The sequence below is a fragment of the Burkholderia sp. BCC1985 genome (genome assembly GCF_905339915.1).
Lineage (GTDB): Bacteria > Pseudomonadota > Gammaproteobacteria > Burkholderiales > Burkholderiaceae > Burkholderia.
The window spans coordinates 152165-173364 of record NZ_CAJPGY010000007.1 but is presented as its reverse complement, the minus strand read 5'-3'; the positions used below and the strand labels follow the sequence as shown (position 1 = coordinate 173364).

The window sequence follows — 21200 nt, the reverse complement described above, 5'->3', positions numbered from 1 at the left end:
ATGCGGTGCCGGCGCGTGTGGCCTTTCCGGTTGAAAGGGTGAGTTGCCGCACAGACGGTTGCACGGGCCACGATGACAATCTGGCCGGTTGACCGTTCTACCCCGGCCCGGTCAACCGTTACCCCGCTCGCTCGCGCAGGAGCGGGGGCTTTTTGGCCGCACGACGCATGCAAGCCGCGTCGGCGGAACCGGACAGGCGTTCGGCAGACGACGTTTCGCGTCCCGGCATCCGTTCGCCTGATCCGCATGAATCGCATTCCTCGTGCGTGAGCGATCGCTTGGGGCCGATCGCCGGTTGCGGCCGGCGATGCCTGGATCCCGGCGGTACGCGGTTGCGCCGCCGGGATGCTTTTGATCCCGAACCCGCCACGGACCGATCGCGCGTCACGCGCGTGTCAGCGCAATCAGCCTGCCTGCTCGACGCTGGTTTCCCAGCCATCGTATTCGCCGCCGAGCGAGTGCACCTCGCGATTGATCTCGAGTGTATGGTGCGTGATGTCGGCCAGCACCGTCGTACCTTCGTGCGCGAACCGCACGGCCGATTTGCCGTCCTCGGTGGGCGCGACCGATTCGACCAGATAGCCTTTCGACTCGGCCCAGTCGGCGAACTGGTGCGCGTCGCTGGGGTCCGGGAAGTAGGCCCAGTGCATCACGCGCCGGCTCACGTCGCTCACGTCGCCTTTCTGCCGCAGCGCCTCGAGCACGCGCATGTCGCGCATCAGTTGCCAGTCGTCGTCGGTCGGGTAGAGCGTGCGCCAGTACGTTTCCTTGTCCGGATCGTCCTGATAGGCGTACTGAAGTGCGTAGGTCGTCTGTTCGGCCAGCGAGTCGACGATCTCGCCCGCGGCTGCTTCGTCGAACGGCACGTAGAACAGGAAATCCTGGTTGCCGTCGACCGTGATGCGGCCGACCTGCACGCCGTTTTTCGCGGTCACCGCGGCGTCCAGCAGATCCTCGATCTTCGTGAGATCGGCGAATTCGTCACCGCTCGGCAGGCCGTCGGGCGTCGGATGCGCAAGCGTGACGCGCACGCTGAGCAGCGACGTGCGCGGGTCGCTTTCGGCGATTTCCGCAAAGCCGTGATTGAAGCTGATGAAGGCCTGATGGTCGCCCATTCTGGCAGGGAAGGTTCCCCAGGCGTCGGTCATGTGTTTCTCCCGTGCACGATTGTCTGTTGACGGTTGCAAAGCGTCCCAATGTATCATCGAAAATCGCGTTGGCCGAAGCTGCGTGCCTGGGTGATCGCGCGTCCGGCGGGTCCGGTGGCGATCGAACGCGTGCTGTCGCGCCATCGCCGGTTTCCATCGTCGGGCGTTCGCCCGGCCGCAACCGTTTCGAAGGAGATTCCGATGTCGATGTTCGCGGTGAATGGTGTCCGAATCGATGTGCGCAGTGCGCGTGTGACGCACGTGCGCTGGGCGGCCGTCAATCCGGCGGACCGGTCCTGGGCGGCGACGCCGAGCGAGGCGTCGGTGGCGGAAGTGGCACGTGCGCTCGCGGCCGGCAACGACGTTCGCGCCGTATTTGACGAAGCGGACGGCACAGCGGTGGGGCCGCGGCTGAAGCGCGTGCTGTATCGCGACGCGTCGGAGGGGATCGAACTCGACATCGATGCGACGAGCGAGTCGCGCACGTTGCGCGACCTTCCGCAGATCTGAGCGGCGATCGGCGCGTGTTCCGCGAGCCGTGCCATCGCGCACGAGGCCATGCCCGGATGCGCGATCGCCCCATTGGAGGTCGCACGCTGCCTGATGCTCGCGCGTTGTCGGGCCGAACCTGTTCCGGCGCCTGTCGCGAATAAAAAAATGTCGTCCGGCGTGTCGATTTCCGTCGAGTCCGTCCGTCGTAGCATCGGAGGCGTGCGCATCGTGCGTCCGTCCCGATTTCCGACACGACACCGACTGAAGGAGCGACACCCATGACCACATCCGTCAATCCGATCCCGGAAGGGATGCGCACGCTGACGCCGCATCTGATCTGCGCCGGCGCCGCCGCAGCCATCGACTTCTACAAGCGCGCATTCAACGCGACCGAACGGTTCCGCCTGCCGACCCCGGACGGCCGGCTCGCGCACGCATGCCTCGCAATCGGCGATTCGACGCTGATGCTCGTGGATGAAATGCCGGAGCACGGCGCACTCGGGCCGAAGACGCTGAAAGGCACGCCGGTCTGCCTGCACCTGTTCGTGCCGGACACCGATGCGGCGATCGCGCAGGCCGTCGCGGCCGGCGCGACAGTCACGATGCCGGCCGCCGACATGTTCTGGGGCGATCGCTATGGGCAAGTGGAGGATCCGTTCGGCCATCGCTGGTCGATCGCGACCCACCAGCGCGACCTGACGCCCGAGCAGATCGCGGAAGCGATGGCGAGCGCGCCGCCGTGCGGAGCCTGACCGGGCCGGGCGAATCCGGTTGAACGCGACTGAACGTGGCCCATGGCCGCGCGTATCGGCGCGCGGCTCGTCCGCGTTCAGGTGCCGGCGGCGTTGCTTCGCTGCTTGTCCGCGGATTCGTACCTGTGCCGATCGGCCGATGCGAGCCGGTCGGCGACCGCGCGATGCCGCGCGGGATCGTATGTCGCTCGGCGCTCGCGCAAGCCGGGCGGCGTGCTTCGCTTCTGTCGATACCGCAACGCTCGACGAGCGCCCGTCGAGCAGCATCACGCATTCTGCTGCCACGACGCGTTGTAGTCATGTCGATGCGACACGGACGCTTCACGCGCCGTGCGTTGCTGCCGGCCATGCAATTCGACGCCCGGTGCTCAAGCTGTCCGACGTGATGCCGTAAACAGGGCAAGATCAATCGTTCATCTAACGCACCATGGTTCGAATCCTGTACGCGGGGTATCTCGCGTTGGCGCTGTATCTGCTCTATCCGATGGTCCAGAACACGTTGACCTTCAGTGCCGACTGCGTACTCGACGCGTTGCCTGGCGGTACGCGCGATCGGCCGAAGCCTTCGGCAAGCGATGCGCGTGCGCATGCCGGCCGGTGCGTCGCGGCCACGCAGATCGCCGAGCGCTCGCCCGACATCCATTGATTTCAACCGATTCCAGCGATCGCGGCGCCGTCATGTCCTGTGTGCAGGCCATTCGGCCAGGTTGATCGCCATGCAATGCGCGCCGATCATTGACGACACCACGGCGCGGATGTGCGACGACGGCGCGCGTCGGCCGCGTCGCACGCGAACGGCGCCTGTGATCGCGGGCGGCGAAGCGTCAGTACGACGAGCGGTACGGCGTGCCCTGGTCGAAGCGGCTTTGCCAATGCGCGAGGTAGCGCGACGCGAGTTGCGGATTGTTCCAGACCACGACGACGTTTTCGGAATTGCGGCTGGCTGCCGAAGCGCTGTAGTTGAACGAGCCCGTCTCGACATGTTCGGCGTCGATCACGAGGTACTTGTCGTGGTGGATCGCATAGGCGTCGATCGTGCGCGTCGGAATGCCCGCGTTGACGAGCAGGTTCAGCGCCTGCTTGCTGCTCTTCGCGCGATTGCCCTTGTCGTCCACGACGACCGCGACATTCACGCCGCGTCGCTTCGCGGCGAGCAGCGCGCGCGTGACGGGCGGCGACGTGAACGAGTAGGCGGCCACGCGAATCGAGGTGCGCGCGGCGCCGATTGCCTTCAGCACGAGCGCCTCCGCACCGCCATCGGGTGAGAACGCCGATTCGACGGCCTGCGTGGCGGGCGCTTCATGGGTCGGAGTCGGCAGCAGTTGCGCGATGAAGTCGAACGCCTGCTGCAGCAGCGATTCGTTGTGCGTCTTGCCGAAGGCGGCGAAGGGTGTGGCGAGGAGGGAAGCAGCGAGGCAGGCGGCGGCGAGGCGTTTGCGCGACAACATCTTGGACAGCGAATCTTTTTTGAGACAGCGGGCCGTGAGTGTAACGCAGACACGGCGGCGTGGTCACGCCCGGATGTGAATGGAAGACGCTGGATGGCTGCCTGCAGCGCTCGACGCGGTGATGTTCATCATGCCGCGCGGCGCTTGCATCGGCTCGGCGGTCGTGCCGGGTGCCGGAAGTCGATGCGGTGCGCGTGTGTGCGCAGACGGCACGGTCCCTGCGTGACGAACGGCACGCACGTGCGGGCGCAGAGTCGATGCGGCGTGCGATCGACGAGACGGGAACGGCAGGCAGGGCGCGGCAACACGAACGATGCGCGTCGAGCGAAGACGCATGCAACACGCGCACGCGTGATGGCCGCGCCGCGCTGTCATGGGCGTACCCATGTGCGTACGACCGGCGCTCAGCGCGACGCGTCACGCATCGTGCGTTCCGGCCACCTCGTGCGCAACCCAGCCGGGCCCGGGTTCCGGCTGCACGTGGCGCGGGTCGAGCGGCTCACCGCACGCCGAGCACACCGCGACCGCATGCATCAGCTGGCCACAGGTGCGATGGCGCAATTGCACCGGCGGCCCTTGGCCGTCGTCCTTCCAGCGATCGCCCCAGGTCATCAGCGCGAGCAGGGCCGGGTACAGGTCGAGGCCTTTTTCGGTCAACCGGTATTCGAAGCGCGGCGGGCGTTCCTGATACGCGCGCTTGACCAGTACGCCTTCGTCGACGAGGCGCGCGAGCCGCTCGGCCAGTACGTGACGCGTGAGGCCCAGCTGCGTCTGGAATGCATCGAAGCGGCGGCAGCCGAGAAAGGCGTTGCGCAGGATCAGCATGGTCCAGCGATCGCCGAGCACGGCAAGCGTGCGCGCGACCGAGCAGTTCAGCGTACCGATGTCATCCCATTTCATGATCGAGTCTCGTGCGGCAGTTCAGCGAAGGAGTGGGTTCGATTATAGAACTGAGCTTCGGTTGCACCGGGTGCCGGCTGCATTGACAAGCCCGGCGCGCTTGTCAATAATCAGTTCCAATTTGGAACTTACTCGCGCGGCGACGCGCGTTCAATCAGGAGACAACCCGATGAATCCGCTTTCCCTGTCCGGTCTCGACCTGCTGCGCGCGGCGGCGGCGGGCGACGTGCCGCTCGCGTCGATCTCGGAGACGATCCCGATGCGGCCGCTGGGCGTCGAGCTCGGTTACGTGAAGTTTTCGGCGCGGGCGGACAGCCGGCACCTGAATCCGCTCGGCGGCGTGCACGGCGGATTCGCCGCGACGGTGCTCGACTCGGTCACGGGTTGCGCGGTGCATTCGATGCTCGACGCGGGCGTCGGCTACGGCACGGTCGACCTGCACGTGAAGATGCTGCGTCCGGTGCCGCGCGACGTCGACCTGATCGCCGAAGGGCGCGTGATTCACCTGTCGCGTTCGCTGGGCGTCGCCGAAGGCACGCTGAAAACGCCGGACGACAAGATCGTCGCGCATGCATCGGCGACCTGCTTCATTCAGCGGCCGCAATAACGGGAGGCGTGGCGTCGTTACGCCCGGCGCGGCCGTCCGGCGCCATCCACCGGACGACGCGCGCGAAGGCGGCCGTATCCGTATCGGCGAGGGCTGAACGCACATCGAAGGCCGCCTGTAAGTGAACGCATCGGCCATCTGAAGCATTCGCTTCAGTGTGATAGCGTTTCTGCTTTCCACTGACGCGACAGGAACAGCATGGAATACCGCACACTCGGCGATTCGGGCATCGAGGTCAGCCTGATCGGTCTCGGCACGATGACGTGGGGCGAGCAGAATTCGGAGCGCGACGCGCACGAGCAGATCGATTACGCGCTCGGGCAGGGCGTCACGCTGATCGATGCCGCGGAAATGTATCCGGTCCCCCCGAAGCCCGATACCCAGGGCCGCACGGAGCAGTACATCGGCACCTGGCTCGCGCAGCATCGTGCGCAGCGCGACCGGATCGTGCTCGCGACGAAGATCGCGGGCCCGGCGCGGCAGCCGCACAATCCGCGCCATATTCGCGGCGAAGGCAACCAGTTCGACCGCAAGAACCTGACCGAGGCGCTCGACGGCAGTCTCAAGCGCCTGCAGACGGATTATGTCGACCTGTACCAGCTGCATTGGCCCGATCGCAGCACGACGACGTTCGGCCGCCCCGCGTATCCGTGGGTCGACGATGCGTATACGGTGCCGATCGAGGAAACGCTCGGCGTGCTCGCGGAATTCGTGAAGGCCGGCAAGATCCGCGCGATCGGCGTGTCGAACGAAACGCCGTGGGGCGTCGCGCAGTTCCTGCGCGCGGCCGAGAAGCTCGGGCTGCCGCGCATCGCGAGCATCCAGAATCCGTACAGCCTGCTGAACCGCACGTTCGAGAACGGCCTGTCCGAATTCACGCATCGCGACGGCATCGGCCTGCTCGCGTATTCGCCGCTCGCGTTCGGCTGGCTGTCCGGCAAGTACGAGAACGGCGCGCGTCCGGCCGGCGCGCGCATCACGCTGTTCGAGCGCTTCCAGCGTTACAGCAAGCCGCAGGCGGTCGAAGCGACGTCGCGCTACGTCGCGCTCGCGCAGCGCCACGGGCTGTCGCCCGCGCAGCTCGCGCTCGCGTTCGTCAACAGCCGGCCGTTCGTGCGCAGCAACCTGGTCGGGGCGACGTCGCTCGCGCAACTGAAGGAGAACATCGGCAGCATCGGCGTGAAGCTGTCCGACGAGATCCTCGCCGAGATCGACGCGCTGCACGAGCTGCAGCCGAATCCGGCGCCGTAAACGTCACGGTAAATGGCGCGCGGCACGGATGCCGCGACGGCCGCGTCAGGCGCGCATCGCCGCGCCGTCGTTTTGTTCGCGAGCGCGGTCAGCGCATCCCGAGCCGCGTGCGCGCGACCAGCAGTGCGATGAGACTCAACACGGCGCAACCGATCAGGTACAGCGCCGGCGACAGCCGGTTGCCGGTCGCGCTGATCAGCCACGTGATCACGAACGGCGCGAAGCCGCCGAACAGCGTGACGCCCGTGTTGTAGCTGACGGCGAGACCGGTCGCACGGGTCTGCGACGGAAACAGCTCGGCCATCAGCGCCGGCAGCGCGCCGCAGTACGTCGCCTTCAGCAGGCCGATCCAGATCAGCGCGGCGAGCATCGTCGCGAACGACGCGTGATGCGTGAGCCACGCGAACGTCGGCCAGACGGTGACGAGCATCAGCACGGCGGCTGCCGCCATCACGCGGATCCGTCCGGTGCGATCGGACAGGTGGCCGACGAGCGGCGTGACGAGCGTCAGCACGAAGCCGGTCGCGAGCGTCGCCGCGAAGCCCGTCGATGCCGGCAGCCCGAGCTGCTTGATCGCATACGTCGGCATGTACAGCACCATGTAGTTGATCGCGGTCGAGATCACGAGCACGCCGATCGACAGCAGCACGCGCATCTTCTGGTCCGCGAACAGTTCGCGCACGGGCGCTTCCGAGCGCGCCTGCGTCTTGAACTCGATGCCTTCGTCGACGTAGCGGCGGATGTAGAGCCCGACCGGGCCGATCGCGAGGCCGAACAGGAACGGCACGCGCCAGCCCCAGCTTTCGAGTTGCGCGGTGCTCAGCGTCGACGTCAGCAGTGCACCGAAGCCCGATGCGAGCAGCGTCGCGAGACCCTGGCTCGCGAACTGCCAGCTCGACATGAAGCCGCGCCGCTGCGGCGCGTGTTCGACGAGGAACGCGGTCGAGCTCGCGAATTCGCCGCCGGCGGAAAAGCCCTGCATCAGCCGCGACAGCATGATCCCGAGCGGCGCGAGGATGCCGATCGACGCATAGGTCGGCATCAGCGCGATCAGCAGCGTGCCGGCCATCATCATCGCGATCGACAGCAGCAGCGACGCCTTGCGGCCCGCGCGGTCCGCGTAGGCGCCGAGCACGAAGCCGCCGATTGGCCGGATCAGGTAGGACAGCCCGAACGTGCCGAGCGTGAGCAGCAGCGAGGTCGCCTCGCTCGTCGCGGGGAAGAACAGCTTGGCGATCGTCACCGCGAAAAAGCCGTAGACGATCAGGTCGAACCATTCGAGCGCGTTGCCGATCGACGCGGCGAAGATGATGCGGCGGATCTTCGCGGTGCTGGGGCGCGCGGCGTCCTGCGAGGTCAGGGTGGTCGTATTCATCGTGTGAGCGGTCCCGAGAAAGGGGGCGAAGCGCGTTACAGGGCGGCGCCGGCCGCGGCGGGTGCCGCGCGGCGAACGGGCGGCGCGGCGTCGCCGAGATCCCAGAAGAGGCCGGCCATCATCTGCAGTCCTTCCCGCACGACGCTCGCGAGCAGGTGCTCGTCGGGCGCGTGCTGCGAGCACGCCGGATACGAGTGCGGCACCCACAGCGTCGGCAGCCCGAGCGTATCGGCGAACACTTCGTTCGGCAGCGTGCCGCCGAGGTTCGGCAGGATCGCGGGCTTCTTGCCGGTCGTGCGCGCAAGCGACGCGACGGCCCAGCGGACCCACGGATCGTCCGGCGGCAGGCGCGTCGCCGGTGCGCCGCGTTCGACGTCGATCTCGATGTCGGCGAAGCCGTGCGCATCCAGATGCGCGCGCAGGTGCGCATGCAGCGCCTCCCAGTCGGTGCCGACCACGAAACGCAGCTGGCAGTGCGCATACGCGACGGGTGGAATCGCATTGACCGGATGGTCGGGACTGCCGGCCTTGAACGCGAGGATCTCGAACGTATTCCAGCCGAACACGCGCTCGGCGGCGGAGAGGCCCGGCTCGCCCCAGTCGGCGTCGAGCGCCGGATCGCCGGGGCCGCCGCCGACGGACAGGTCGGCGAGCGCGGCGCGCACGGCGGCCGGGATCGGCGGCGGGCGCAGCCCCGCGACGCGGATCGCGCCGCGCGCGTCGACGAGGCTTGCGAGCGCGTTCGCGAGCACGGTCGCCGGGTTGCGCAGCAGGCCGCCCCAGTTGCCCGAGTGATGGCCGCCGTCGCGGGCGCGCAGGCTGAGCTTGAAGTTGACGCAGCCGCGCGAGCCGAGGAACACGGTGGGGCGTTCGGCGGTGACGCGCGGCCCGTCGGACGCGATCAGCACGTCGGCCGCGAGCGTGTCGCGCTCCTGGCGGCACAGTGCGTCGAGGCCCGGCGACCCCGTCTCCTCGCCCATCTCGATCAGCAGTTTCGCGTTGAAGCCGAGCCGGCCGCCGCGCGCGGCGAGCACGCTCGCCAGCGCGGCCAGGTTGATCGTGTGCTGCCCCTTGTTGTCGGCACTGCCGCGGCCGTACCAGCGATCGCCGTCGACGGTCAGTGTCCACGGCGACAGCGGCGCGCGCCATTGCGCTTCGTAGCCGCGCACAACGTCGCCGTGGCCGTAGATCAGCACGGTCGGCAGTGCGTCGTCCTCGTGGCGCGAGGCCAGCAGGAACGGGCCGCCGCCGTCGGCCGGATTCTCGACGATCCGCGACGTGAAGCCGAGGCGCGCGGCCTCCGGTGCGATCTCGTCGGTCAGGTAGGCGCGCAGCGCGGCGCCCGAGCCGCTGTCCTGGCTCTCGGTGCGCAGGCCGACGCGGCGGCTCAGGGTCGTGAAGAACGCGCCCGATTCGAACTGGTTCAGCGCGTGCTGGATGGCGGCGTTACGGCTCAAGACGGTCTCCTGTATCGGTTTTCCGGCGGGCGCGGCGCGCACGACCGGGAGTGCGATCGATTCTAGGAAGCCGTTTTTTTTGTCACAATGATCGAATTTCGAACATTTCTTTGCCGAAAAGGCAAAGCGGAGCGGCCTGGACGACGGGCCCGGGGGCAGAATGATGGCGGCTTTCCTGCATGGTCTTGCGTTGCGGTATTTCGTCGAAGTCGCGCGCACCGGGTCGATCAGCGACGCATCGGCGCGGCTGCACGTGGCCGTCTCGGCGATCAGCCGGCAGATCGCGAAGCTCGAAAGCGAGCTCGGCGCGCCGCTGTTCGAGCGCCGGCCGCGCGGGATGGCGCTGTCGGAGGCCGGCGAACGGTTGCTGGGCTTCGCGCAGCGCAGCCTGCTGGAGGCCGAGCACGTGATGAAGGAAATCGGCGGGCTGGAGGCGCTGCACGGCAGCCTGCTGAAGGTCGCCTGCTCGGAAGGGTTCGCGATCGATTTCCTGCCGGGTGCGCTCGCGGGCTTCAAGGCGCGCCACCCGGGCGTCGATTTCTCGGTGTGGGTCGTGTCGCCGGCGGAGGCGACGCGGCGCGTGCGCGACGGCGATGCCGACATCGGGCTGACGTTCAGCCTGGCGCCGGAGCAGGGCGTACGCGTCGAACACACGGAGCGTGCGCCGGTCTTCGCGCTCGTGCGGCGCGACCATCCGCTCGCGGCGCGCGATTCGGTGTCGCTCGCCGATGTCGCCCGGCACCCGCATGTGCTGCCCGAGGCCGGCACGACGGTGCGCCAGCTGATCGACATCGCGTGCGTGCTCGACGGGCTCATGCTCGAGCCGGAACTGACCAGCAACAACACCGCGGTGATGTACCGCTACGCGCAGCGTACCGGTGCGGTCATGTTCACCGGGCTGCTGTCGGTACGCGACCGCTTCGACGCGGACGGCTTCGTCGTCGTGCCCGTCACGAACCCCCAGCTGCGCGAGCGCAGCATCCAGGTGCAGACCATGGCGGGGCGCGATCTGCCCGCGTCGGTGCGCGCGTTTCGCGACCATCTGATCGACGTGATGAGCGCCGCGTCGTCGCCGCCGGTTGCCGCGCGCGGCCCGGGACGCCCGGGCGTGAGATAATCGCGAATCCGCCTTCCGTGCCCGTGCGGCTCGCCGAGCCGCATCGCCCCTGTTCGACGCCAAATTGAAGAACCTGATTGTCACCCTCGATCGCGCCGGCGAGTTCGACGAGATCATCGACGTGCGCACGCCGCTCGAATTCGCCGAGGATCACATCCCCGGCGCGCTGAACGCGCCCGTGCTCAGCAACGAGGAGCGCGTGATCGTCGGCACGATGTACCGTCAGGTGTCGCCGTATGAAGCGACGCGCGTCGGCGCGGCGATGGTCGCACGCAACATCGCGCGCCATCTCGACACCACGTTTGCAGACCGTCCGCGCAACTGGCGGCCGCTGATCTACTGCTGGCGCGGCGGCAAGCGCTCGGGTTCGATGACGACCTGGTTCAACCTGATCGGCTGGCAGGCGCGCCAGCTCGACGGCGGCTACAAGGCGTACCGCCACTCGGTGTGCGCGACGCTCGACACGCTGCCGACGCGGTTTCGCTACATCGCGCTCGTCGGTCATACCGGCTGCGGCAAGACCCGGCTGCTGAACGCGCTGCGCGACGAAGGGGCGCAGACGCTCGATCTCGAGGCGCTCGCGCGCCATCGCGGCTCGCTGCTCGGCGCGCTGCCGGGCAAGCCGCAGCCGTCGCAGAAGGGCTTCGATTCGGGGCTCGTCGAGACACTCGGGCGTTTCGACCCCGAATGGCCGGTGTTCGTCGAATCGGAAAGCCGCAGGATCGGGCTCGTGCACCTGCCGATCGCGTTGATCGACGCGTTTCACGCCGGGCCGTGGGTGCAGGTCGAGGCGGCGCACGACGAACGCATCGCGTTTCTCCTTGACGACTATGCCCACCTGTTCGACGAGCCGGCCGCGTTCAAGGCGCAGCTCAATCGGCTGATCGGCCTGCACAGCCGTGACGAGGTGGCGCACTGGCATGCGCTGATCGATGCCGACGCGCGGGCCGAGCTGTTCACCGAACTGATCGACAAGCATTACGATCCCGCCTATGCGCGCACCTACCGCGCCACGTACAACAAGCCGAACCGCGCACTGGCGTTCACTTTCCGGCCGAATGCGGCCGACGGGCGCGAGCAGGCGCGCGCGCTGCTCGACGCGCTCGCGCAGGCCGGGCTGCCGGCCTCGCCCGCCGCCGGCGGGGCGGCGCGAGCGGCCACCGACCACAACCCTACGACCACCGCACGATGACGACCACACGCACCCAACCCAGTCCGGCGCTCGGCTGGCTGACCTTCCTGCTGATCGCGGTCGCGGGACTGTTCTACGTGAAATGGTTCCCGTACTACAACAAGGCGTTCGTCGCCGCCGAGCATCATTCGATCGGCCAGTCGATCCTGATGGGCACGTCGGCGAGCGCGCCCGAGCCGTCGCTGAAGGCGGCGCTCGACTACGCATGGGCGTATGGCAAGGCGATCTGGCAGGCCATGGTGCTCGGCCTGCTGCTCGGTTCGGCCGTGCAGGCGCTGCTGCCCGCGCACTGGGTCGCGCGCGTGCTCGGCCGCACGGGCTTCGGCAGTGTCGCCGCGGGCGGCCTGCTGTCGCTGCCGGGCATGATGTGCACGTGCTGCGCGGCACCGGTCGTCGCGGGCCTGCGTGCGCGGCACGCGTCGCCGGGCGGCGCGGTCGCGTTCTGGCTTGGCAACACGGTGCTGAATCCGGCCGCGCTGGTGTTCATGGGCTTCGTGCTCGGCTGGCACTGGAGCGCGTTGCGGCTCGTGCTCGGCATCGCGATGGTGTTCGGGATCGGCTATCTGCTGAACCGCATCGCGCGTCCGGAGGACCGCAGTATCGACGACGCGCAACTCGCCGCGCTGGTGGCCGAACAGGCTGCCGCGGGCAATCCGTTCGTCCGCTGGATGAAGCTGCTCGCACGCATGGCCGTGCGGCTCGTGCCCGAATACATCGTGCTCGTGCTGCTGCTCGGCGCCGCGCGCGCGTGGCTGTTCCCGCATATCGGCCCGGACATCGGCAACCATCTCGGCTGGATCATCGCGTTCGCGGTCGCGGGGACGTTGTTCGTGATCCCGACGGCCGGTGAAGTGCCGATCATCCAGGCGATGCTGTCGCTCGGCATGGGCGTCGGCCCGGCCGCCGCGCTGCTGATGACGCTGCCGCCGATCAGCGTGCCGTCGCTCGCGATGCTCGCGCGGTCGTTCAAGCCTTACATGCTGGCGATCGTCACGGGCCTCGTCGTCGTGTTCGGGATCGTGAGCGGGCTGCTCGCGATCGCATTCGGGTTCTGACGGACTCGCGGACGGGACGGCGAGCGGGCGCGACGGCCGGACAAGTCCGGCTCGCGTGGCCGATCGAGGCGCGGGGCACGACATGCCCGGCTGCCGGCGACCGGACCCTGCGCGATGGCCGCCGCGGCCCGCGCCGACCGGTCCCGTCGCATGACCGTCGTATTCATCCGGCGCCGCCGCCTCACGCGCGCGGTGCCCTTTACAAGAAGCAAACAGGAAAACGCATGACCCAACCGAAGATTCATCCTCGACTCGAAAAGGCGCTGACGCGTGGCGATCTCGCGATCCGCCAGGCCAATTCCGCGCGGGCGACTGCCGTGCTGAACGCGCTCGGCACGATGATCATCGAAGCCTCCGCCACGATCGGCGTCGAGGCCAGCATCGAGATTCCGCAGGGCGACCGCATCTACGATCCGGTGAACGGCCTGTGGCCGCAAAAGATGCTGGTGTCGTTCGACGGTCCGGTCGACGAAGCCGACGCCGAAGAATTGCGCGCGGTCTATCTGGTTGCCGACGATCCGGGTACGCAGTTCCGCGTCGAATGGCATCGCGCGGACGGCAAGCTCGGCCGCCACGAAGGCGGCCCGCTGGCGACCGTCGCATTCCTGACCGACGTCGAGATTCCGTGGAGCGACGACGACGAGTAATGCCGCCGCCGCTTCGTCGCCAGTTCGCCACTTCGTCGCAGCGAGCCGGCGCGCCGTGCGCGCCGGCCGTCAGCGCATCATGCGCCGCCGGAACAGCCATGCGGAGACGATGAATCCGCCGATCGCATAACCGGCGAGCACCGCGAGATGCAGGCCGGCGTCCGTCGCCGGCCGGCCGAGCATCGCGGGCCGGATCAGTTCGACCGCGTTGGCGAGCGGCAGCACGTGCGCGGCATGCTGCGCGATCGGCGGCAACTGCGTGATCGGGAAGAACACGCCCGACAGCAGCAGCATCGGCGTCAGCACGAGCGTCTGATAGAACATGAAGAAGTCGTAGGACGGCGCGAGCGCGGTGACGATCATCGCCGTGCTCGCGAACGCGAGGCCGGCGAGCACGATCACGGGTAGCGCCGCGAGCATCGACGGAAAGCGCGCATAGCCGAGCAGGCCCGCGACGAGCATGATCGCGACGCCCGACAACAGCGCCTTGCTCGCCGCCCAGACGATCTCCCCGAGCACGATGTCGCCCAGCGCGAGCGGCGTGTGCATGATCGCTTCCCAGGTGCGCTGCACGTGCATCCGCGAGAAGCCCGAATACATCGACTCGAAGCTCGCGGACATCATCACGCTCGAACCGACCGTGCCGGCCGCGAGGAACGCGATGTACGACACGCCGTCGACGTGGCCGAGCATCAGGCCGAGCCCGAATCCCAGCCCGAACAGGTAGATCATCGGATCGGCGAGATTGCCGAACAGCGACGCGAGCGCGAGCTTGCGCCACACGAGGTAGTTGCGCCGCCACACGGCGATCCAGTTGGTGGCATTCGCGGGCAGCGCGACTGCGAAGCGTGATTCGCGTGGCGGTGCGGACGGCGCGGCGGCGGAATAGTTGCGTGCGTCCATGATCGATCAGTCCTGCATTTCGCGGCCCGTGAGCCGCAGGAACACGTCTTCCAGATTGGCCGGACGATGCAGATAGCGCAATCCCGTGCGACCCTTGAGCCGGGCGCTGAGCGGCTCGGGGTCGCTCACGTAGCAGAACAGCGTCTCGCCGCTGATCTCGGTGCGTTTCGCGAACGGCGTCAGCTCGTCGCGCAGCGCGACCGGGTCCGGCCCGTAGATCTCGATCACGTCGCAGCCGATCTCCGATTCGATCAGCGCGTGCGGCGCGCCTTCGGCGATCTTGCGGCCTTCCTCGATCACGCACAGCCGGTCGCACAGGCGCTCGGCTTCCTCCATGAAATGCGTGGTGATCAGGATCGTCTTGCCGCGCGCGAGCAGCGAACGCAAGCGCTCCCACATCAGGTGCCGCGCCTGCGGATCGAGCCCAGTCGTCGGCTCGTCGAGCACCAGCACGTCCGGATCGTTGACGAGCGCGCGCGCAAGCGTCAGACGGCGCTTCATCCCGCCCGACAGCTCGCCGACCTTCGCATCGGCCTTGTTTTCCAGCTTCGCGAATTCGAGCAGCGGCTGCACCAGCGCGCGTGAAGCCTGCGCCGACATCCCGAAATAGCGGCTGAACACGAGCAGGTTTTCGCGGACCGTGAAGTCGGGGTCGAGGTTGTCGAACTGCGGGACGACGCCGACGCGCTGGCGCGCATGCCGTGCGCGCGACGGAACCGGTTTGCCGCACAGTGAAATGGTGCCGGCGTCGGGATACACGAGGCCGAGCAGCATCTTCAGCGTCGTGGTCTTGCCGGCGCCGTTCGGCCCGAGCAGGCCGTAGCATTCGCCGGCCTGCACGTGGAAGGACAGGCCGTTGACGACGAGCTTGTCGCCATAGCGCTTTTCGACGTTCCGGAAATCGATCGGTGCAACGGACATGGGCAGGTTGTCGTTGTAGGCAGGCGCGGACGCGTTTCGCGGCCGGCCGGATGGGCATGCCGCTCGGCGAACGGATCGGGCGAATGCGTGTCACATGGACATGACCGGGGCGAACGCACGTCGAGGACACGAACGGGCCATTCTAGTGCATCGGCTGCGTCTCTTCAGGGCGCGCACGCGCGCGACGGTGCATGCGCGCACGGATCGTGCACCGCATCATCGCCGACGCGCCCCGCGTGGCGAATCAGCGTTTTCCATCCCTTGCGTCCGGAATTGCGGCGCACCATGATGAGTGCATAGGGCACGTTGTCGCGATAGGGAGGTCTCATGGCTAGCTACAACAAGATTCTGCTGTGCTACGACGGCACGCTCGAAGGACGCAAGGCCTTGCGGTGCGGTGCGAATCTCGCGCTGGACCTGAAGGCGGAAACGCATTTGCTGTCGGTCGTCGACATGCGCTCGAGCATCGCGCAAAGCGCGGGGCTGCTGACCGACGTCGCCTGCGGCCGCTTCGAGGAAACCGCGCGCGAGATCCTGCAGGAAGGCGTGAACTGGCTGCGCGAGCGTGGCGTCCAGGCCGAAGGCCATTTTGCGTTCGGTTATCCGATCGACGAAATCGCGAATCTCGCGACCGAGTTGAAGGCCGACCTCGTCGTTGTCGGCCATCGGTGCCGCAGCGGATTGTCGAGATGGTGGATGGGGTCGGGCAATACGCAACTGCTCGATCGCGTGAACTGCAGCATTCTGGTCGCGTGTTCGTCAGCGGAAGAGCAAAAGGCCGAGATCGCGCGCGAACGCGAAGCGGCCACCGCGAGCGGCAAGTGACACTGTGATCGTGTGACCGGCCGGGTTGTTACTGCGATCCGCGCCGGTCGCTCGCCATTGCCGCCGCAGCGGCATCGATCCCGATCGCGACCGCTCACGCGTGCAGGTCGATCGCGGACAGCTTCCACGAAAACAGGCCGAAGCGGTGGAAGATCGCCGCATAGCGCGTGCCGTCGGCACTGCGCTGGTAGGTCACGACAAATTCATCGATATTCCGGTAGCCGGCGCTCGTTTGCTGCGGATGGCGCGTGTCGCCCGGGCCGGCTGGCGCGGATGCGGGGGCCGGCGCGGACGCGACCGAGGCATTGCTGCCCGGTACGGGTGTGCTCGCCGGATTGGCCGGCGGTGCGGCCGATGCGCTGCCAGGCGCACCGCCTGACGGCGGGCCCGACCATTCGGGTGGCCGCTCGCCCGGATTACCGCGCGGGGGAATGCCGCTCATCAGCGCCGCGACGCCTTCCGGTGTCGCATACGCATCGACGAGCGGGCCGATCAATGCAGAGCCGATCAGCGCGCCGATCACCGCGAACGGGTTGTCCTTCTTCACCGCGTCGATCCGGTGCATCAACTCTTCCGTGACCTGCTGCTTCAGGCTGATGCGCAGCGACGGAAAGTCGACATATTCGCTGACCGATTGCGCATCGCGCGCATCGATCGCCGATTTCAGGCGACCGAGCGCGACATACGGCGATGCGTACGCATAGCCGATCGCCACCAAAACGGCGACGGCCAGCGCGACGATCAGCAGGGGCTTGAGCCGCCACGCGCGGCCCGAAGATCCAGTCACGATGCCTCCGGTGCGGACAGGTTCCGCAATCAGAGACCGCCGTGCGTGGCCGATCGTTCCTCGTCGATGCAGCGATCGATCATCCGGCACACGGCATCGATCGTCCCGACCATGATCAGGCGCGACCGGCCGTGATAAACGCGCACGGGCGCACGGCGCGCCGGTTCCGCGTGGTGCAGGCCGGCGTTCAGCGAGACCCGTGCGAAGGCGGGAAGCGCTGAGGGCAGCAGCGACGCCTGCCGTTCAACTGCGACTTCTTGGCTCACCACGGGCGCCGCGGCGGACAGCGGCGCGCAGGGCGTGCGGCCGCGCAGGTGACGCAGGCGACCGAATTGACGGAAAGGCAGCAAACGGGAAAGGCGTTCCATGATGTTCTCCTCAGCGAGACCGATTGTCAGAGTTCGCCCGAGCGGATCAGCCCGACGGCGATGCCTTCCAGCGCGAATTCCGCGCTGCCGGCCTTGACGAAGATGTTTTCGTAATCCGGGTTCTCCGCGATCAGCTCGAGGCCGCCTGGCCGGCGCATCAGGCGCTTGACCGTGACGTCGTCGCCAAGCCGCGCGACGATGATCTGGCCGTCCTTCGCTTCCGTGCGCTTCTGCACGGCGAGGAGGTCGCCGTCGAGAATGCCGGCGTCGCGCATCGACAGGCCGCGCACCTTCAGCAGGTAGTCGGGCTTGCTGGTGAACAGCGCGGGATCGCACGCGTAATGCTGCGAGATGTGCTCCTGCGCGAGGATCGGGCTACCGGCCGCCACCCGGCCGACGAGCGGCAGCGACAGTTGCATCAGGCCGGCATGCGGCAGCGTGAACTGATGGGGGGCGTCGTCAATGCCGAGCAGGCGGATGCCGCGCGACGCGCCGGCGGCCAGCTCGATCACCCCTTTGCGCGCCAGCGCACGGAGGTGTTCCTCGGCCGCATTCGGCGAGCTGAAGCCCAGCTCTGCCGCGATCTCGGCGCGCGTGGGCGGGAAACCGGAGCGCTCGATCGCGCGACGGATCAAGTCGAACACTTGCTGCTGACGGGCGGTGAGTTTGGTCATGGCTGAACTGTATGGATAGACAGTGAGCTGTATTTTTATACAGTACTTCGCGAATTTCAAGTGTTACTTGAGGTTCGACGTGATCGCGCCGGTTCCGACGTGATTTCGCGACGCCCGGACGCCGGTTCATCTGCCTCAACCGTCCATCCCGTCTGCGTTAGCACTTTTGAGTATTAAAAAATAAGGAACGATTATTTTTAATCATGTAACCCGTTCGCTAGACTGGCCCGACATCGCAATACCGACAACACTGGAGAACCAAGGATGGCGAAGCGCAATACGGGGCTGGTGGGCGGAGTGGGCCGCCTGATCGCAACACTCGCGCTGGGCGCGGCGGCGGCGCTGGGCGTCGCGACGCACGCCCAGGCCGATACGACGTTCCTGAACGTGTCCTACGACCCGACGCGCGAGTTGTACCAGGACTTCAACCAGGCGTTCGGCAAGGCGTGGAAGGCGCAGACGGGCGAGACGGTCAACTTCAAGCAGTCGCACGGCGGCTCGGGCGCGCAGGCGCGCTCGGTGCTCGACGGCCTGCAGGCCGACGTCGTGACGCTGGCGCTCGCCTACGACATCGACGCGATCGCCAACAAGGGGCTCGTCAACAAGGACTGGCAGAAGCGCCTGCCCGACAACGCATCGCCGTACACGTCGACGATCGTGTTCCTGGTGCGCAAGGGCAACCCGAAAGGGATCAAGGACTGGGATGACCTGACCAAGCCGGGCATCTCGATCGTCACGCCGAACCCGAAGACGTCGGGTGGGGCGCGCTGGAACTACCTGGCCGCATGGTCATACGCGGTCCACAAGCCGGGCGGCAACGAGCAGAGCGCGAAGGAATTCGTGACGAAGCTCTACAAGAACGCGGGCGTGCTCGACTCGGGCGCGCGCGGTGCGACGACGAGCTTCGTGCAGCGCGGGATCGGCGACGTGCTGATCGCGTGGGAGAACGAGGCGTTCCTGTCGGTCAAGGAATTCGGCACCGACAAGTTCGAGATCGTCGTGCCGTCGGTGAGCATCCTGGCCGAGCCGCCCGTTGCCGTGGTCGACAAGGTGGTCGACAAGAAGGGCACGCGCAAGCTGGCCGAGGCCTACCTGAATTTCCTGTACAGCCCGCAGGGCCAGGAAATCGCGGCACGCAACTACTACCGTCCGCGTTCGAAGAACGTGCCGGCGGACCTGACGAAGCAGTTTCCGAAGCTGAAGCTGTACACGGTCGACGACACGTTCGGCGGCTGGACGAATGCGCAGAAGACGCATTTCGCGGACGGCGGCGTGTTCGACTCGATCTACAAGCCGCAGTAACGCCAGGCAGCAAACCACAACGACAGCGGCGCGCCACGACAGCGCGCCGCATCCCCGACGGCCCGCCGGCGCGACTCCCCGCGCCGGCGTTTGCGTCGGACCCGTGAGCAGCAACGACCCAGCAAGAGCATCCGATGACGACGTACACCTTTCGCAAGCCGAGCGCGCTGCCCGGTTTCGGCGTGACGCTCGGCATCACGGTGGCCTATTTGAGCCTCGTGGTGCTGATCCCGCTCGCCGCCACGTTCCTGAAGACCGCGACGCTGTCGTGGGACCAGTTCGTCACCGCCGTCGCGTCGCCGCGCGTACTCGCGTCGTACCGGCTGACGTTTGCCTCCGCGCTCGGCGGTGCGGTGATCAATGCCGTGTTCGGCTTTCTCGTCGCGTGGGTGCTGGTGCGCTACACGTTCCCGTTCAAGCGGCTCGTCGACGCGATCGTCGACCTGCCGTTCGCGCTGCCGACGTCGGTCGCCGGCATCTCGCTTGCCGCCGTCTACGCGACCAACGGCTGGGTGGGCCAGTATCTCGCGCCGTTCGGCATCAAGATCGCGTTCACGCCGGTCGGCGTGCTGGTGGCGCTGACCTTCATCGGGCTGCCGTTCGTCGTGCGCACCGTGCAGCCGGTGCTCGAGGATTTCGAGCGCGAGCAGGAAGAGGCCGCCGCGTGCCTCGGCGCAACGCGCTGGCTGACGTTCCGCCGCGTCGTGCTGCCGGCCGTGCTGCCCGCGCTGCTCACCGGCTTCGCGCTGGCGTTCGCGCGCGCGCTCGGCGAGTACGGGTCGGTGATCTTCATCGCCGGTAACGTGCCGATGAAATCCGAGATCACGTCGCTGCTGATCATCACGAAGCTCGAGCAGTACGACTACGCGGGCGCGACCGCGCTGGCGGTCGTGATGCTGGTCGTGTCGTTCCTGATGCTGCTGCTCATCAACACGCTGCAGTGGTATCTGCAGCGCCGCACGAGCAAGGGCGCGAGCGGCCCCGCGCCCGCGACCGTCACCGTTGCCGCGACTGCCGCCGGAGGCCAGCAATGAGCCAGGAGTCCACCGCCGTGCTGAACAACCCGTCCGCCGCGCGCGTGCGCGCCGCGAAACAACCGGATCCCGTCAGCGAGCCGCGCGCCGTGCGCTGGCTGCTGATCGGCGTCGCGCTGGCGTTTCTCGCGTTCTTCCTCGTCGTGCCGCTCGCCGCGGTGTTCTTCGAGGCGCTGCGCAAGGGCGTCGGCTTCTATCTCGAATCGCTCGCGGATCCCGACGCATGGTCGGCGATCAAGCTGACGCTGACCGTCGCCGTGATCGCGGTGCCGCTGAACCTCGTGTTCGGCGTGTGCGCGTCGTGGGCGATCGCGAAGTTCGAATTCCGCGGCAAGGCGTTGCTGACGACGCTGATCGACCTGCCGTTCTCCGTGTCGCCGGTGATCTCGGGCCTCGTCTACGTGCTGCTGTTCGGTGCGCAGGGCTGGCTCGGACCGTGGCTGCAGGGCCACGACGTGCAGATCATCTTCGCGGTGCCGGGCATCGTGCTCGCGACGATCTTCGTCACGTTCCCGTTCGTCGCGCGTGAACTGATCCCGCTGATGCAGGCGCAGGGCACCGACGAGGAGGAGGCCGCGCGCGTGCTGGGCGCATCGGGCTGGCAGATCTTCCGGCGCGTGACGCTGCCGAACGTGAAGTGGGGCCTGCTGTACGGCGTGATCCTGTGCAATGCGCGCGCGATGGGCGAGTTCGGCGCGGTGTCGGTCGTGTCCGGCCACATCCGCGGCGTGACCGACACGATGCCGCTGCACGTCGAGATCCTGTACAACGAATACAACTTCGCGGCGGCGTTCGCGGTGGCGTCGGTGCTGGCGCTGCTCGCGCTCGTCACGCTCGCGCTGAAGCTGCTCGCCGAGCGTCACCTCGCCGCCGAACTGGCCGGCGCACGCGATGACGTTCCCGCTCATGCCGGCCCCGCCGCCGCCATTTCGTCGAAATCGTAAA

The 21200-nt window shown here is 67.5% G+C and carries 24 protein-coding genes; 13 read left to right on the top strand and 11 right to left on the bottom strand.

From position 1 onward, the window contains the following. Nucleotides 1–404 precede the first annotated feature (404 nt). Entirely contained in the window at nucleotides 405–1148 is a 744-nt protein-coding gene (locus U4Z31_RS09350; protein WP_044845048.1) for a DUF695 domain-containing protein, read from the bottom strand. 201 nt (nucleotides 1149–1349) lie between these two features. On the opposite strand from U4Z31_RS09350, the gene U4Z31_RS09345 reads away from it, so the two are divergent. The 3 genes from U4Z31_RS09345 to U4Z31_RS09335 all read left to right on the top strand — a co-directional run bounded on the left by U4Z31_RS09345 (nucleotide 1350) and on the right by U4Z31_RS09335 (nucleotide 3038). Next, nucleotides 1350–1658 carry a hypothetical protein gene (locus U4Z31_RS09345; RefSeq protein ID WP_044845154.1) on the top strand — a complete coding sequence of 103 codons (309 nt, stop codon included), beginning with the start codon at nucleotides 1350–1352 and terminating at the stop codon, nucleotides 1656–1658. 260 nt (nucleotides 1659–1918) lie between these two features. Next, nucleotides 1919–2392 (top strand): VOC family protein, encoded by a 474-nt coding sequence (locus tag U4Z31_RS09340; RefSeq protein WP_124485551.1) that lies wholly within the window; start codon nucleotides 1919–1921, stop codon nucleotides 2390–2392. A gap of 427 nt (nucleotides 2393–2819) precedes the next feature. Continuing rightward, nucleotides 2820–3038 carry a hypothetical protein gene (locus U4Z31_RS09335; RefSeq protein WP_124485550.1) on the top strand — a complete coding sequence of 73 codons (219 nt, stop codon included), beginning with the start codon at nucleotides 2820–2822 and terminating at the stop codon, nucleotides 3036–3038. 178 nt (nucleotides 3039–3216) lie between these two features. Here the strand turns inward: U4Z31_RS09335 and U4Z31_RS09330 are convergent, their stop codons facing one another. Continuing rightward, complete coding sequence (locus tag U4Z31_RS09330; protein ID WP_321810049.1) at nucleotides 3217–3840, bottom strand: phospholipase D family protein; 624 nt, start codon at nucleotides 3838–3840, stop codon at nucleotides 3217–3219. 417 nt (nucleotides 3841–4257) lie between these two features. Continuing rightward, on the bottom strand, nucleotides 4258–4740 hold the full coding sequence (locus tag U4Z31_RS09325; protein ID WP_044845044.1) for a winged helix-turn-helix transcriptional regulator: 483 nt from the start codon (nucleotides 4738–4740) through the stop codon (nucleotides 4258–4260). 169 nt (nucleotides 4741–4909) lie between these two features. On the opposite strand from U4Z31_RS09325, the gene U4Z31_RS09320 reads away from it, so the two are divergent. Next, nucleotides 4910–5347, top strand: coding sequence for a PaaI family thioesterase (locus U4Z31_RS09320; RefSeq protein WP_321810048.1), 438 nt, complete (start codon nucleotides 4910–4912; stop codon nucleotides 5345–5347). 198 nt (nucleotides 5348–5545) lie between these two features. Next, nucleotides 5546–6598, top strand: coding sequence for an NADP(H)-dependent aldo-keto reductase (locus U4Z31_RS09315; RefSeq protein WP_044845042.1), 1053 nt, complete (start codon nucleotides 5546–5548; stop codon nucleotides 6596–6598). A gap of 88 nt (nucleotides 6599–6686) precedes the next feature. On the opposite strand, the gene U4Z31_RS09310 is transcribed toward U4Z31_RS09315, so the two are convergent. Both U4Z31_RS09310 and U4Z31_RS09305 read right to left on the bottom strand, forming a co-directional pair. After that, nucleotides 6687–7973, bottom strand: a complete 1287-nt coding sequence (locus tag U4Z31_RS09310; RefSeq protein WP_124522215.1) for an MFS transporter — start codon at nucleotides 7971–7973, stop codon at nucleotides 6687–6689. Between the two features lie 35 nt (nucleotides 7974–8008). After that, nucleotides 8009–9430, bottom strand: a complete 1422-nt coding sequence (locus U4Z31_RS09305; RefSeq protein WP_321810047.1) for a M20 family metallopeptidase — start codon at nucleotides 9428–9430, stop codon at nucleotides 8009–8011. A 163-nt stretch (nucleotides 9431–9593) separates the two neighbouring features. Between U4Z31_RS09305 and U4Z31_RS09300 the strand changes: the two genes are divergently transcribed. From U4Z31_RS09300 to U4Z31_RS09285, 4 genes are all read left to right on the top strand, one after another. Further along, nucleotides 9594–10547, top strand: coding sequence for a LysR family transcriptional regulator (locus U4Z31_RS09300; protein WP_321810141.1), 954 nt, complete (start codon nucleotides 9594–9596; stop codon nucleotides 10545–10547). A 64-nt stretch (nucleotides 10548–10611) separates the two neighbouring features. Next, entirely contained in the window at nucleotides 10612–11739 is a 1128-nt protein-coding gene (gene mnmH / locus U4Z31_RS09295; protein ID WP_321810046.1) for a tRNA 2-selenouridine(34) synthase MnmH, read from the top strand. After that, a complete protein-coding gene (locus U4Z31_RS09290) occupies nucleotides 11736–12794 on the top strand; it encodes a permease (RefSeq protein ID WP_044843616.1) in 1059 nt (352 codons plus the stop codon). The genes mnmH and U4Z31_RS09290 overlap by 4 nt, the downstream gene beginning before the upstream one ends. Nucleotides 12795–13018: 224 nt before the next feature. Further along, the gene (locus U4Z31_RS09285) at nucleotides 13019–13441 is read left to right on the top strand and encodes a hypothetical protein (RefSeq protein ID WP_044843615.1); all 423 of its coding nucleotides are present in this window, start codon (nucleotides 13019–13021) and stop codon (nucleotides 13439–13441) included. Between the two features lie 69 nt (nucleotides 13442–13510). On the opposite strand, the gene U4Z31_RS09280 is transcribed toward U4Z31_RS09285, so the two are convergent. From U4Z31_RS09280 to U4Z31_RS09270, 3 genes are all read right to left on the bottom strand, one after another. Further along, nucleotides 13511–14344 (bottom strand): ABC transporter permease, encoded by an 834-nt coding sequence (locus U4Z31_RS09280; protein ID WP_321810045.1) that lies wholly within the window; start codon nucleotides 14342–14344, stop codon nucleotides 13511–13513. A 6-nt stretch (nucleotides 14345–14350) separates the two neighbouring features. Then, nucleotides 14351–15265, bottom strand: a complete 915-nt coding sequence (gene nodI, locus U4Z31_RS09275; RefSeq protein ID WP_321810044.1) for a nodulation factor ABC transporter ATP-binding protein NodI — start codon at nucleotides 15263–15265, stop codon at nucleotides 14351–14353. A gap of 164 nt (nucleotides 15266–15429) precedes the next feature. After that, a complete protein-coding gene (locus U4Z31_RS09270) occupies nucleotides 15430–15594 on the bottom strand; it encodes a hypothetical protein (RefSeq protein WP_185500322.1) in 165 nt (54 codons plus the stop codon). Here U4Z31_RS09270 and U4Z31_RS09265 point away from each other — a divergent pair. Continuing rightward, a complete protein-coding gene (locus U4Z31_RS09265; RefSeq protein ID WP_044843612.1) occupies nucleotides 15593–16090 on the top strand; it encodes a universal stress protein in 498 nt (165 codons plus the stop codon). The two genes, U4Z31_RS09270 and U4Z31_RS09265, sit on opposite strands and share 2 nt — an antisense overlap. Nucleotides 16091–16184: 94 nt before the next feature. On the opposite strand, the gene U4Z31_RS09260 is transcribed toward U4Z31_RS09265, so the two are convergent. Genes U4Z31_RS09260 through lexA form a run of 3 tightly spaced genes read right to left on the bottom strand, consistent with a single transcriptional unit; the run spans nucleotide 16185 to nucleotide 17919 of the window. Beyond that, nucleotides 16185–16877: a DUF2939 domain-containing protein gene (locus tag U4Z31_RS09260; protein ID WP_321810043.1), complete on the bottom strand. Its 693-nt coding sequence runs from the start codon at nucleotides 16875–16877 to the stop codon at nucleotides 16185–16187. A gap of 29 nt (nucleotides 16878–16906) precedes the next feature. After that, entirely contained in the window at nucleotides 16907–17245 is a 339-nt protein-coding gene (locus U4Z31_RS09255; protein WP_044843610.1) for a hypothetical protein, read from the bottom strand. A 26-nt stretch (nucleotides 17246–17271) separates the two neighbouring features. Continuing rightward, nucleotides 17272–17919, bottom strand: a complete 648-nt coding sequence (gene lexA, locus U4Z31_RS09250) for a transcriptional repressor LexA (RefSeq protein ID WP_006754655.1) — start codon at nucleotides 17917–17919, stop codon at nucleotides 17272–17274. A 264-nt stretch (nucleotides 17920–18183) separates the two neighbouring features. On the opposite strand from lexA, the gene U4Z31_RS09245 reads away from it, so the two are divergent. From U4Z31_RS09245 to cysW, 3 genes are all read left to right on the top strand, one after another. Beyond that, entirely contained in the window at nucleotides 18184–19221 is a 1038-nt protein-coding gene (locus U4Z31_RS09245; RefSeq protein WP_321810042.1) for a sulfate ABC transporter substrate-binding protein, read from the top strand. 134 nt (nucleotides 19222–19355) lie between these two features. Further along, nucleotides 19356–20255, top strand: coding sequence for a sulfate ABC transporter permease subunit CysT (gene cysT, locus U4Z31_RS09240; protein WP_044843608.1), 900 nt, complete (start codon nucleotides 19356–19358; stop codon nucleotides 20253–20255). Beyond that, entirely contained in the window at nucleotides 20252–21199 is a 948-nt protein-coding gene (cysW, locus tag U4Z31_RS09235; RefSeq protein WP_044843607.1) for a sulfate ABC transporter permease subunit CysW, read from the top strand. The genes cysT and cysW overlap by 4 nt, the downstream gene beginning before the upstream one ends. Nucleotide 21200 lies beyond the last annotated feature (1 nt).